9 protein-coding genes are annotated in these 12,463 nt (G+C 73.4%); 1 reads left to right on the top strand and 8 read right to left on the bottom strand.

Annotation, left to right across the window (positions count from 1 at the left end):
• The gene (gene rpsP / locus ACFYZY_RS04165) at positions 1 to 444 is read right to left on the bottom strand and encodes a 30S ribosomal protein S16 (protein ID WP_053644511.1); all 444 of its coding nucleotides are present in this window, start codon (positions 442 to 444) and stop codon (positions 1 to 3) included.
• Positions 445 to 598: 154 nt separating this feature from the next.
• Complete coding sequence (locus ACFYZY_RS04160; RefSeq protein WP_388689253.1) at positions 599 to 1,192, bottom strand: hypothetical protein; 594 nt, start codon at positions 1,190 to 1,192, stop codon at positions 599 to 601.
• 371 nt (positions 1,193 to 1,563) lie between these two features.
• Between ACFYZY_RS04160 and ACFYZY_RS04155 the strand changes: the two genes are divergently transcribed.
• A complete protein-coding gene (locus ACFYZY_RS04155; RefSeq protein ID WP_388689251.1) occupies positions 1,564 to 2,289 on the top strand; it encodes a class I SAM-dependent methyltransferase in 726 nt (241 codons plus the stop codon).
• A 97-nt stretch (positions 2,290 to 2,386) separates the two neighbouring features.
• Here the strand turns inward: ACFYZY_RS04155 and ftsH are convergent, their stop codons facing one another.
• From ftsH to ACFYZY_RS04125, 6 genes are all read right to left on the bottom strand, one after another.
• Positions 2,387 to 4,345: an ATP-dependent zinc metalloprotease FtsH gene (ftsH, locus tag ACFYZY_RS04150; protein WP_388689250.1), complete on the bottom strand. Its 1,959-nt coding sequence runs from the start codon at positions 4,343 to 4,345 to the stop codon at positions 2,387 to 2,389.
• A 169-nt stretch (positions 4,346 to 4,514) separates the two neighbouring features.
• Positions 4,515 to 6,068, bottom strand: a complete 1,554-nt coding sequence (gene ffh, locus ACFYZY_RS04145; protein WP_388689249.1) for a signal recognition particle protein — start codon at positions 6,066 to 6,068, stop codon at positions 4,515 to 4,517.
• A 147-nt stretch (positions 6,069 to 6,215) separates the two neighbouring features.
• Positions 6,216 to 8,693 carry a [protein-PII] uridylyltransferase gene (locus tag ACFYZY_RS04140; RefSeq protein ID WP_388689248.1) on the bottom strand — a complete coding sequence of 826 codons (2,478 nt, stop codon included), beginning with the start codon at positions 8,691 to 8,693 and terminating at the stop codon, positions 6,216 to 6,218.
• A 21-nt stretch (positions 8,694 to 8,714) separates the two neighbouring features.
• Positions 8,715 to 9,053 (bottom strand): P-II family nitrogen regulator, encoded by a 339-nt coding sequence (locus ACFYZY_RS04135; RefSeq protein WP_388689246.1) that lies wholly within the window; start codon positions 9,051 to 9,053, stop codon positions 8,715 to 8,717.
• The gene (locus ACFYZY_RS04130) at positions 9,050 to 10,396 is read right to left on the bottom strand and encodes an ammonium transporter (protein WP_388689244.1); all 1,347 of its coding nucleotides are present in this window, start codon (positions 10,394 to 10,396) and stop codon (positions 9,050 to 9,052) included. Before ACFYZY_RS04130 ends, ACFYZY_RS04135 begins: the two co-directional genes overlap by 4 nt.
• 357 nt (positions 10,397 to 10,753) lie before the next feature.
• Positions 10,754 to 12,223, bottom strand: coding sequence for a hypothetical protein (locus tag ACFYZY_RS04125; protein ID WP_388689242.1), 1,470 nt, complete (start codon positions 12,221 to 12,223; stop codon positions 10,754 to 10,756).
• Positions 12,224 to 12,463 lie beyond the last annotated feature (240 nt).

Here is a 12,463-nt window from a genome sequence, read left to right as displayed (position 1 = left end):
TCAGGCCTCGGTCGACTCGGTGGACGCGGCCTCGGCCTCGTCAGCCTTCTTGTCGGCCTTCTTGGCCTTGGGGGTGATGGCCTCACCCTTGTCGTCGCCGCTCTCGAGGGTCTTCGCGAACTCGTCGAACGAGGCGCGCTTCGCCTCCTTGGTGGCCGGGACGAGCAGGGCCTTCTCGGGGGCCGGGAGGCCCTTGTGCTTCTGCCAGTCGCCGGTGAGCTTCAGGATGGCGAGGACCGGCTCGGTCGGCTGGGCGCCGACGGACAGCCAGTACTGCGCACGCTCGGAGTCGACCTCGATACGCGACGGGTTGTACGTCGGGTGGTAGAGGCCGATCTCCTCGATCGCGCGACCGTCACGACGGGTGCGGGAGTCGGCGACGACGATGCGGTAGTGCGGCTGGCGGATCTTGCCGAGGCGCTTGAGCTTGATCTTGACTGCCACTGGAGTGGTGTCTCCTGGTCTTGACGTGGTTGGGCACTTGAGATGCCACGTGGGGTTGCGGTACTCGGATGCCCGATGGACGCGTCAGCCGGAGGAGAGAGGGGTCCTGTGCGACTGTCGAGTACAGCTAGCCATTGTGCCACACGCCGGGGCCTCAGTTGGCGGCGCCCACCGTCTCCGGGATGCGGAAGGGTTTGCCGCAGCCGCCGCAGACGATCGGGGCCTGGGCGAGCACCGAGGGGACCACGCGCACGTTGCGCCCGCAGTCGCAGACGGCCTTGACCCGGACGCCGCCGCCCGAGGAACCGTGCCGGGCGGCCGGTCCGCGGAAGGAGCGCTTGGTGTCGGCGGCGGTGGCGACCGTGTGGGCCTTGAGGGCGCGCTGGAGCCGTTCGATGGTGGGGCGGTACCGCCGCCTGGCCTCCGCGTTGAGCGTGACCAGGGAGAAGCCGCTGCTGGCGTGCGGCTCCTCGGAGTGGTCGAGACCCATCTCCTCGGCGATCGCGAGGAAGCGGCGGTTGTGGTACCGGCCGGCGCGGGAGGTGTCGCGGACCCCCCGGGCCGCGGCGATGCCGTGGACCGCCTCGTGGAGGAGTCGTTCGAAGGAGAGTTCGGCGCCGCAGGCGGACGAGGACTCTCCGATGAGGGATTCGGGCGCGGCAAGGTCGGGCAGCTCGGGGTGGTGCCGCTGAATGTCGGCCCACGCCTGTGCCAGCTCTGCGGCGAGAACAGGTGGTGTCGTGCTCACGTCGGGTACAACGAGCCGGAGCGCTCCCGGGTTCCATTCCGGGGCATCCCAAATATTTTGCACTTACCCGTCAGTTGGCTCCGATGCGTCCGGACGAGGGCCAGTACGCCGATCTGCGGAGAAGCCGCCCGGGCGGCCCCATGCCCGTACGTAGCGGCGCATACGCCCCGGCGCGTGGACCGGGTGCGCGCACCCGCCGGGGGTCGGGGCGGCCGTGGAGTGTTGCGGGGACATTACAGGGTCCGCGCGCGCGGGCGCACACCGCCCCTCCCCCGGGCGAATCGGTGCGGCCCGACCACTGGACGCGGCCCCGGAAGGGGAGTTCCCTGACTACGGGGGCCGTCGTCCGACCACGGATTGGGGCGCTTTTCATGACACCCACGCTCGTTCCGCACCACCCCGCGCGCGACTGGGCCGAGATCCAGGAGCGGATGCTCGTCCCGCTGTACGAGGCGGTGTACGACCGTCTCGGCGTGGGCCCGGACACCCGGGTCCTCGGCCTCGGCTGCGGCTCGGGCCTGGCCCTCCTCATGGCGGCCGCGCGGGGCGCGCGGGTGGCCGGCGCGGACCGGGACCACGCGCGCGCGGAGCTGGCCCGGGAGCGGCTTCCGGAGGGCGTCGCGGTCACGCACGGACCGCCGGAGTACGCCCCGTACGACGTGATCACGGCCTTCCACATGACGGACGCCCTTCTTCCGGAGCTGCCGGCGCTCACCCGTACGGCCCCTTCCGGCACGGCGGTCGTCGTCGCCGGATGGGGGCCGCCGGAGCGGTGCGCCACGGAACCGGTGCTGCGGGTCGCGGCCCGGCTCTCGGACCGCCGCCCGGGGCCGGAGCCGGACCTGGACGCGCTGGTGGCCGGGGCGGGGCTGCGGCGGGAGGGTGCGGGCCGGGTCGCCTGCCCCTTCGGGTACGCGGACGAGGGCAGCGCGGTGCGGGGACTCCTTTCGACGGGCGCCTTCGACGAGGCGGTCCGCGCGACGGACCTCCCGCAGGTGGAGAAGGAGGTCGAGGAGGCGCTCGCCCCGTACGTCCGCCCGGACGGGACGGTGTGGATGCCGAACGTCTTCCGGTACGTGGTCGCCCGCACTCCCTGACCGGTCGACACCCGTGCCGCCCGCTCCCCCGGCCGCCCGCGCTGCGGGGCCTCGGCACTTCCCGGCCGCCGGCACCCGTACCGCCCGCGCTCCCCCGTCACGTCCCCGGCGGCTCGGGGTTCGGGCCCACGCCCGGCTCGGGGCCCGGGGCCGGGCGGGCGATGCCCGCCGCGCGGTAGGCCGCGTCCTCCTCCAGGGTCTCGTTCGCCAGGAGGGCCTCGGCCAGGGCGTCCAGCTTGTCCCGGTGGTCGCCGAGCTGCCGCAGGGCGGCCTCGTAGCACTCGTCGACGATCCGGCGCATCTCCCGGTCGACGGTGTCGAGGGTCGCGGGGGCCGCCGACAGGCCGTACGGCTGCTGGGCGTCGCCCGGGACGGCGGTGAGGCGGCCGACCCGCTCGCTCATGCCCCAGCGGCCCGCCATGCCCCGGGCGATGCCGGTGACCTGCTCCAGGTCGCTCTCGGCGCCGGTGGTGATCGTCCCGAAGACGACCTGCTCGGCCGCCATCCCGCCGAGGGCGCCGATGATCCGGCCGCGCAGGTACTCCTCGGTGTAGGCGTACTTGTCGGCGTCGGGGGTGGACAGCGTGACGCCCAGCGCCCGGCCGCGCGGCACGATGGTGATCTTGCGGACCGGGTCGGCGCCGGGCTGGAGCATGCCGAGCAGCGCGTGGCCGCTCTCGTGGTACGCGGTCCGCCGCCGCTCCTCCTCCGGCATCACCAGGGGCCGCTCCGCGCCGAGCTGGACCTTCTCCAGGGCGTCGGACAGGTCGGACCGCGTGACGGCCTTCTGGCCGCGCTTGACGGCCAGGAGCGCGGCCTCGTTGGCGAGGTTGGCGAGTTCGGCGCCGGTCATGCCGGGGGTCGTACGGGCCACCTGCTCCAGATCGACGTCCCCGGCGAGCGGGATCTGCCGGGTGTGGATGCGGAGGATGGCCGCGCGGCCGCCCCGGTCCGGCGGGTTGACGTGGACGATCCGGTCGAAGCGGCCGGGCCGGGTGAGGGCGGGGTCCAGGACGTCGGCGCGGTTGGTGGCGGCGAGGACGACGACCCCCTCGGATCCGGTGAAGCCGTCCATCTCCGTGAGGATCTGGTTGAGGGTCTGCTCGCGCTCGTCGTGGCCGCCCATCCCGGAGCCGCCGCCCCGGGCCCGGCCGATGGTGTCGATCTCGTCGATGAAGACGATCGCCGGGGCGACCTTGCGGGCCTCGGCGAACAGCTCCCGCACCCGGGAGGCGCCCACGCCCACGATCATCTCGATGAAACCGGAGGCGGAGGCCGAGAAGAACGGCACCCCGGCCTCGCCCGCGACGGCCCGCGCGAGGAGGGTCTTGCCCGTACCGGGGGGTCCGGCGAGGAGGACGCCGCGGGGCATCTTGGCGCCCATGGCCCGGTAGGCGTCCGGGTTCTTGAGGAAGTCGACGACGTCGTTGAGCTCGCCCTCGACCTCGTCGATGCCGGCGACGTCGGCGAAGGTGGTGCGCTTGCCGGTCTCCAGCTCCACCGGCTTGGGCGGCTGTTTGCGGCCCAGCATGCCGCCGGCGCCGCCCATGCCCGCGCTCATCCGGCGGGCGATGAACACCCAGAGCAGGACGAGCAGCAGCATCGGGGCGAGCGAGAGGAGGAGGTTGGCGAGGAAGCTGCGCTCCTGGACGACCGGTTCGGCGGTGACGACGACGTTCCGCCCGGTCAGCTGCGCCCACAGGTCGTCGTCGGCGAAGGCGGGCCGCTGGGTGGTGAACGTGGTGTAGTCGCCCTTGCCGTCGGGGACGGGCCGCTTGTTCTTGAGCTGCCCCTGGATCGCGTCGCCCTTGGAGTAGATCTTGGTGACGTTCCCGGCGGCGACCTGCTTGTCGAACTCGGTGTACGAGATCGTCGGCCCGTCGCCGTCGTTGAAGAACGACAGGACGATGTTGGTCAGCAGGTACACGACGAGCGCGGTGAGGATCAGTCCGCCCCAGCCGCCCGGCATCCGCTTCTTCGGCGACGGGGGCGGCGGGGCCCCCTCCGAGCGCCAGGGCTGGTCGGTCCGGTCGCGCGGGGGTGCGGGGTCGGCCACGTGACTCTCCTCCGGGTGGCGGTGGCCCCAGTATGGGAGAGCGGGAGGAACCGGGCATCGCGGGCGGTCCAGAGGGATGAGGAGGGGCCCGGGGCGGTGTCGCACCGCCCCGGGCCCCTCCTCGTACGAGCCGTACGAGTCCTACGAGCCGTACCGCCCCTGCGGGACGTCAGCCCATGAACTTCTTGAACTCGTCCGGCAGCTCGAAGTCCTTCGGGCTCTGGCCCGCCCCGGGCAGACCGAAGGCGCCGCCCTGCTGGGCCTGCTCGCGGCGCTCGGCGGCGGCCTGCTCCTCGGCCTTCCGCTTCATCGGGTTGCCGCTCTTGCGCTTGCCCTTGGCCTGCTTGACCTGCTTCTTCTGGCGGCCGGGGCCGCCGCCCATGCCGGGGATGCCGGGCATGCCCGGCAGGCCGCCGCCCTGGGCCATGCGGGACATCATCTTGCGGGCCTCGAAGAACCGCTCGACCAGGCCCTTGACCGCGCTGACCTCGACGCCGGAGCCCTTGGCGATGCGGGCGCGGCGGGAGCCGTTGATGAGGGTCGGGTCCTGGCGCTCGGCCGGGGTCATCGACTTGATGATGGCGGCCGTGCGGTCGACGTCCTTCTCGTCGATGTTGTTGATCTGCTCCTTCATCTGGGCCATGCCGGGCAGCATCCCGAGCAGCTTGCTGATGCTGCCCATCTTGCGGACCTGCTCCATCTGGGCCAGGAAGTCGTCGAGCGTGAACTCCTGGCCCTTCTTCGACGCGAGCTTCGAGGCCATCTTGGCGGCCTCTTCCTCGTCGAAGGTCTGCTGGGCCTTCTCGATGAGGGAGAGCATGTCGCCCATGCCGAGGATGCGGGACGCCATGCGGTCCGGGTGGAACGCGTCGAAGTCGTCCAGCTTCTCGCCGTTGGAGGCGAACATGATCTGCTTGCCGGTGACGTGCGCGATGGAGAGCGCGGCACCACCGCGGGCGTCGCCGTCGAGCTTGGAGAGCACGACGCCGTCGAAGCCGACGCCGTCGCGGAACGCCTCGGCGGTGTTGACCGCGTCCTGGCCGATCATGGCGTCGACGACGAAGAGGATCTCGTCGGGGGAGACCGCGTCCCTGATGTCCGCGGCCTGCCGCATCAGTTCCTGGTCGATGCCGAGGCGGCCGGCGGTGTCGACGATGACGACGTCGTAGAGCTTGGTGCGCGCGTGCTCGATCGAGTCCTTGGCGACCTGGACCGGGTCGCCGACGCCGTTGCCCGGCTGGGGGCCGTAGAAGGCGACGCCCGCGCGGTCGGCGACGACGGAGAGCTGGTTGACGGCGTTGGGGCGCTGGAGGTCGCAGGCGACGAGCAGCGGGGAGTGGCCCTGGCCCTTGAGCCAGAGGCCGAGCTTTCCGGCGAGGGTGGTCTTGCCGGCGCCCTGGAGACCGGCGAGCATGATCACGGTCGGGCCGGACTTGGCGAACCGGAGGCGGCGGGTCTCGCCGCCGAGGATCGAGACCAGCTCGTCGTTGACGATCTTGACGACCTGCTGGCTCGGGTTCAGCGCCTTGGAGACCTCGGCCCCGAGGGACCGCTCCTTGACGTTCCGGATGAACTCGCGCACGACCGGCAGGGCGACGTCGGCCTCGAGGAGGGCGATACGGATTTCCCGGGCCGCGCTGTCGATGTCCTGCTCGGAAAGGCGACCCTTGCCCCGGAGGTTTTTGAAGGTCGCGCTCAGGCGGTCGGAGAGAGTATCGAACACGGCGCTCGTCGGTCCTTGAGGTCGGGGGCGGGGAATCGCCCTCCAGGGTATCCGGCCCGGCCGGGGAATCCTCCCCGCCCGCCGGGAGTCCGTGGTCCCCGCACGCGCGGGAAGCGCCCCGCGCCCGGCGGCCGGTGCGCACCCGGGTCATCCCAGCGCCGCCTCCAGCGTCCTCGCCAGGTCCGCCGCCTCCCCCGGGGGCAGCGGGGAGCCGTCCGGCCGGGTCACGTACAGGGTGTCGACGGCGTTGGCGCCCAGGGTGGAGACGTGGGCGCTCCTGACCCGTACCGCCGCTCCCTCCAGGGCGCGGCCGATGCGGTGGAGGAGGCCGGGGGCGTCCTGGGCGCGGACCTCGATGACGGTGGCGAGGCGGGAGCCGGCGGCGGCGACGGTGACGCGGGGCGGCGGGGCGGTGAGGCCCCGGCGCCGGGGGTGGGCCGCCTCGCGTTCGGCGAGGCGGGCGGGGATGTCGAGGGAGCCGTCGAGGGCGCGGACGAGGTCGGCGCGGAGCCGGGCGGCCTCGGGCAGGGAGCCGTACTCGGCGGCGACGCGCCAGTCGAGGAGGAGGACGGAGCCGGAGCCGAGCCCGGCGGGGAGGTCCACGGCCCGCAGGTCGGCGGCACGGACGGTGAGGCGGTGCAGGGCGAGGACGCCGGCGACGGCGGGCAGGACGCCGGGCCGGTCGGGCAGGGCGATGGCGAGTTCGACGCCGACGGGCTCGGGGGCCGTGCCGTCCGCGTCGCCCTCCGTCCGCCCCTCGGCCCGGGTGCGGAGGGTGAGGACGGGTCCGCCGGTGCGCAGGGCCTCGACGGCGAGGCGTTCCTGCGCGGCGTCGGGCGCGGCGGTCCCGGGGTCGGGCGGGGGTTCCCCGGCGAGGACGCCCGCGACCCGTTCGACCAGGTCGGCGACGAGCGAGGCGCGCCAGGAGGACCAGGCGGCGGGGCCGGTGGCGAGGGCGTCGGCCTCGGTGAGGGCGTGCAGGAGCTCCAGGGTGCCGAGGGTGCCGACGGCGGTGGCGACGGTCTGGACGGTGGCGGGGTCGTCGAGGTCGCGCCGGGTGGCGGTCTCGACGAGGAGCAGGTGGTGGCGGACGGCGGTGGCGACGGTGGCGGTGTCGGTGCGGTCGAAGCCGATGCGGGCGGCGAGGTCGCGGGCGACGGCCTCGCCGGCGACGGAGTGGTCGCCGGGCCCGCCCTTGCCGATGTCGTGGAGGAGGGCGGCGACGAGGAGGAGGTCGGGGCGGCCGACGCGGCGGGTGAGCGCGGCGGCCCGTACGGCGGTCTCCACGAGGTGGCGGTCGACGGTCCAGGTGTGGACGGGGTTGCGCTGGGGCCGGCAGCGGACGCGTTCCCAGCCGGGGAGGAGCCGGGTGACGATCCCCTCGGCCTCCAGGGCCTCCCAGACGGGGACGGTGGCCGCTCCGGCGCCGAGGAGGGTGACGAGCTCCTCGCGTGCCTCGGCGGGCCAGGGCACCGGGAGGGGCTTGGCGGTGGCGGCGAGCCGGCGCACGGCGTGCGGGGAGAGCGGGAGTCCGGACTGGGCGGCCGCGGCGGCGGCGCGCAGGGTGAGGACGGGGTCGCGTTCGGGTTTGGCGGTATGGGCGAGGACGACCTCGCCGTCCATCTCCACGACGCCCTCGGCGAGCGGGGTGCGTTCGATCGGCGGCTTCCCGCCGCCCGCCCGTCCGGTCACCGGCCGGCCGCCCAGGAGGGACCGGAGCCGGGGCCGTGCCGAGCGGGCCCCGAGGACGCGGTCGACCTCGCGCCAGGTGACGTCGGCGGCGTACGAGAGGGTCCGGGCGGCCTCGTACACCTCGCGGAGCAGGGCGTCGGCGTCGGGGAGGCCGAGCGCGGCGGCGACGGCGTCCTGTTCCTGGAGGGCGAGCCGGTCGGTGGCGCGGCCGGTGGTCAGGTGGAGGGCGTCGCGGACGTCGAGGAGGCACCGGCGGGCGCGGTCGAGTCCCGCGCGGGGGGCGTCGGCGATCCAGGAGGCGGCGACGGCCCGGAGGGCCTGGGCGTCGCGCAGTCCGCCGCGGGCCTCCTTGAGGTCGGGTTCGAGGAGGAACCGCAGCTCCCCCGCGCGTTCGGCGCGTTCGCGGCAGAGGGCGCCGAGTCCGGGAAGGCGCTCGGGTGCCCGGCGGCGCCAGTCGGCGAGGGCGGTGGCGCGCAGGGCGGTGGCGAGTCCGGCGTCTCCGGCGAGGGGCCGGGCGTCGAGGAGGCCGAGGTGGACCCTGAGGTCCCCGGCGGCGGTGGCGCGGGCTTCGGCGGGGGTGCGGACGGAGTGGTCGAGGGCGAGGCCGGCGTCCCACACCGGGTACCAGATCCGGTCGGCGAGGGCGGCGATCTCGGCGCCGCGGGCGCTGCCGTCGTGGAGCAGGAGGAGGTCGAGGTCGCTGCGGGGGGAGAGTTCGGAGCGGCCGTAGCCGCCGACGGCGACGAGGGCGGTGCCGGGGGGCGGCGCGGCGGCGGCGAAGAGACCGGTGAGCCAGTCGTCGGTGAGGCGGGCGAGGGCGGCGCGGCGCGGCGGCCCGGACCGCCCCTCCTCCCGGAGGAGGAGCAGCCGGGCCGCCGCGTGACCGCCGGGTGCCGGGTTCTCGTTCCGTTCGCTGGTTCCGGGGCTCGTCATCCGGCGGCTCCTCATGTGTGCCTACAGCGCGTCCGGGCCGCGTTCGCCGGTGCGGACCCGTACGGCGGTCTCGACCGGCACGCTCCACACCTTGCCGTCCCCGATCTTGCCGGTCCGGGCGGCCTTGACGACGACCTCGATGAGCTGTTCGGCGTCCTCGTCCTCCACCAGGACCTCGACGCGGATCTTGGGGACGAGGTCGACGGTGTACTCGGCGCCCCGGTAGACCTCGGTGTGGCCGCGCTGGCGGCCGTAGCCGCTGGCTTCGGTGACGGTGAGGCCGTGGACGCCGAACGCCTGGAGGGCCTCCTTGATCTCGTCGAGCCGGTGCGGCTTCACGACCGCGGTGATGAGCTTCATGCGTCCACCTTCTTGTTCTGCGGGACGGTCGGGGCGGCCGGGGCGGCGGAGCGGGAGGAGGTGCCGCCGCCGGCGCCGCTGAAGTCGTAGGCGGTCTCGGCGTGCTCGACCTGATCGATGCCGGAGACCTCGACGTCCTCGGCGACCCGCATGCCCATGGTCCTGTCGATGGCCAGGGCGAGGAGCGCGGAGACGATCAGGGAGTAGGCGAGGACCGCGAGGACGCCGATCGCCTGCTTGCCCAGCTGTTCGGGGCCGCCGCCGTAGAAGAGGCCCTTGGCGTCGGACTGGACGCCGCCGGTGGCGAAGAGGCCGACGAGGAGGGAGCCGACGACACCGCCGACGAGGTGGACGCCGACGACGTCGAGGGAGTCGTCGTAGCCGAACCTGTACTTGAGGCCGACGGCCATGGCGCACAGCAGGCCGGCGACGGCGCCGACCGCGATCGCGCCGAGGGGGCTGACGGCGCCGCCGGAGGGGGTGATGGCGACGAGTCCGGCGACGGCTCCGGAGGCGGCGCCGAGGGTGGTGAAGGAGCCGTGGCGGACCTTCTCGTACGCGAGCCAGGCGAGCATGGCGGCGGCGGTGGCGACCTGGGTGTTGACGAACATCACGGCGCCGACGCCGTCGTCGTTGCCGAGCCAGGAGCCGGCGTTGAAGCCGAACCAGCCGAACCAGAGGAGTCCGGCGCCGAGCATGACCAGCGGGAGGCTGTGCGGGCGCATCGGGTCCTTCTTGAAGCCGGCCCGCTTGCCGATGACGAGGATGACGCCGAGGGCGGCGGCGCCGGCGTTGATGTGGACGGCGGTGCCGCCGGCGAAGTCGATGACGCCCATCTCGAAGAGCCAGCCGCCGGAGCCCCAGACCCAGTGGGCGACGGGGAAGTACACGACCGTGGCCCAGAGGGTGACGAAGAGGATCCAGGCGGTGAACTTGACGCGGTCGGCGAGGGCGCCGCTGATGAGGGCGGGGGTGATGACCGCGAACATGAGCTGGAAGACGGCGAAGACGTAGACGGGGATGGTGTAGCCGTCCCACAGTTCGGTGATGCCGATGCCGCTGAGGCCGGCGTAGTCGGAGGACCAGCCGACGATCGAGCCCTTGTCGGTGCCGAAGGCGAGGCTGAAGCCGTAGAGCACCCACAGGATCGTGACGATCCCGAGGCTGACGAAGCTCATCATCAGCATGTTGAGGGTGGACTTGACGCGGACCATGCCTCCGTAGAAGAAGGCGAGTGCCGGGGTCATCAGCATGACCAGGGCGGAGCAGATGAGCATGAACCCGGTGTTGGCGGCGGACAGCTCGGGAGCGTCTGCGGCCAGGGTCGTGACGGCTGGTGCCATCGGCGTCTCCTCGTCGGATGCGGCCTGTGCGGGGCGGGGCCGGGGAGTGGCCGGCTCCGTGGGGGGCCGGTGATGAGCCAGAGATTCCCCCGGCACGGTTTCCGCCGGTGCCGCCCGGTGTTTCGGGGCGGTGACGAAGGCGTGGGCCGTGTTACGCGAACGTGAACACGCGGGTCACGGGCGGGGCACGGTGTACTCTCCGCGCGCGGCGGCACACGGGCGGCCGGAAGGCCCGGGGACGCGGACCGGCCGCGTCGGGCGTCCGTGTGACCTTGCGGCGGGGGAGCCGAGTCGGGTGGTACGGGACGCCCGGCGCGGCCGGGGTCGGTGCGGGCCCCGCGGGGCCCGGCGGAGGGGTCAGACCGCTTCGGCGGCCTCGGGCAGGAGCTGGGTGAGCCGGTCGGTGAGCTGGACGACCTCGGCGATGTCGCTGTAGTGGCGGGCGGCGTGGTCGACGGTCTTGCGGAGCCGGGTGTTGACCCGCTCGGATCGGATGCTGCGGGCGACGCCCAGGGCCTTCTCGGCGAGGACGACGGACTGCTCGGGCTCGCGCTTGAGGAGGTGGACGGTGGCCAGGCCGATCAGGTTGAGGGCGTACGACCGCTGGTGGTCGGCGTCCTTCCCGAAGAGGTCGACGGCCCGCTCCATGAGGGGTTCGGCGAGCGAGGCGTACGTCGGCGAGCGTCCGGCGACATAGGCGAGGTCCCGGTAGGAGTGGGAGTTCTCGCCGTTGAGCTCGGCCTCGGAGAAGAAGCGGATCCAGTCGGGCTCGGGCTCGCCGTCGAGACCGGCGTCGGCGAAGGTGTCCTCGGCCATCCGGACGGCCCGCTTGCACTTGGAGGGCTGGCCCATGTTGGCGTAGGCGCGGGCCTCCATCGCATACAGCATGGCCTGGGTGCGGGCGGTGGCGCAGTCCCGGCTGCCGTACTGGGCGAGGTGGATGAGTTCGAGGGCGTCGTCGGGCCGGCCGAGGTGGATCATCTGGCGGCTCATGGAGGAGAGGATGTACGAGCCGAGGGGCTTGTCCCCGGCCTCCTTGGCCGCGTGCAGGGCGAGCACGAAGTACTTCTGGGCGGTGGGCTGGAGGCCGACGTCGTAGCTCATCCAGCCCGCGAGTTCGGCGAGTTCGGCGGCGCAGGTGAAGAGGCGCTTGGAGACGGCGGCGGGGTGGTGCTCCTGGAGGAGGTCGGTGACCTCGTGGAGCTGTCCGACGACGGCCTTGCGGCGCAGTCCGCCGCCGCACTGGGCGTCCCACTTGCGGAACATCGAGGTGGTGGACTCCAGGAGGTTGAGCTCGACCTCGGAGAGCCGGTGGGGGCGGTGGGCGTCGGCGGGGGCGGCGGGCCGCTCGCCGGCGGGGGTGGGGACGAGCCAGCGCTGCATCGGCTCGACGAGGGCGGGTCCGGCGGCGAGGGAGAGCGAGGAGCCGAGGAAGCCCCGGCGGGCGAGCATGAGGTCGCTGCGGGAGAACTCGCTGAGCAGGGCGACGGTCTGGGGGCCCGCCCAGGGGAGGTCGACGCCGGCGACGGAGGGCGCCTGGTGGGCCGTGCGCAGGCCGAGGTCCTCGACGGCGACGACGGAGCCGAACCGCTCGGAGAAGAGTTCGGAGAGGATGCGCGGGATGGGTTCGCGGGGCTGCTCTCCGTCGAGCCAGCGGCGCACGCGCGAGGTGTCGGTGGAGATGTGGTGCGCGCCCATCTGGCGCGCCCTGCGGTTCACCTGGCGCGCCAGCTCCCCCTTGGACCAGCCGCTGCGCACGAACCACGAGCCCAGTCGCTCGTTCGGGCGCTTCCCGGCAGTCGTACCGTCTGCGCCGTTGCCGCCCACTGGAACGCCCCCATCCACCTGATCGTCTGTCGTGCGAACCCCTGACAGGATGCCGTCTCCCACGGCTCCCGTCCGGCGTTCGCCCTCCTTCGAACGGAAAACCGGGTTGCCTCCGGCATACTCACGCGTGCGCCGCGCCCCTGCGGTTTCGAGTACCGAAAGTAACCCCACGATCGCCCCTCTACGAGGGGAATTCAAGAAACGCCACCATTCGCCACCCCTTCGGATGAACTCGCTTTC

Source organism: Streptomyces sp. NPDC001744 (assembly GCF_042892575.1).
Taxonomy (GTDB): Bacteria; Actinomycetota; Actinomycetes; order Streptomycetales; family Streptomycetaceae; genus Streptomyces.
Note: the sequence above shows the minus strand (reverse complement) of the source record. Positions and strands in the feature narration are given on the sequence as shown.

Excerpts from the sequence above, each read along its gene's own strand:
- ACFYZY_RS04155 (WP_388689251.1), top strand. The coding sequence starts at position 1,564 with ATGACACCCACGCTCGTTCCGCACCACCCCGCGCGCGACTGGGCCGAG.
- ACFYZY_RS04140 (WP_388689248.1), bottom strand. The coding sequence starts at position 8,693 with ATGACGAGCCCCGGAACCAGCGAACGGAACGAGAACCCGGCACCCGGC.
- ACFYZY_RS04135 (WP_388689246.1), bottom strand. The coding sequence starts at position 9,053 with ATGAAGCTCATCACCGCGGTCGTGAAGCCGCACCGGCTCGACGAGATC.
- ACFYZY_RS04130 (WP_388689244.1), bottom strand. The coding sequence starts at position 10,396 with ATGGCACCAGCCGTCACGACCCTGGCCGCAGACGCTCCCGAGCTGTCC.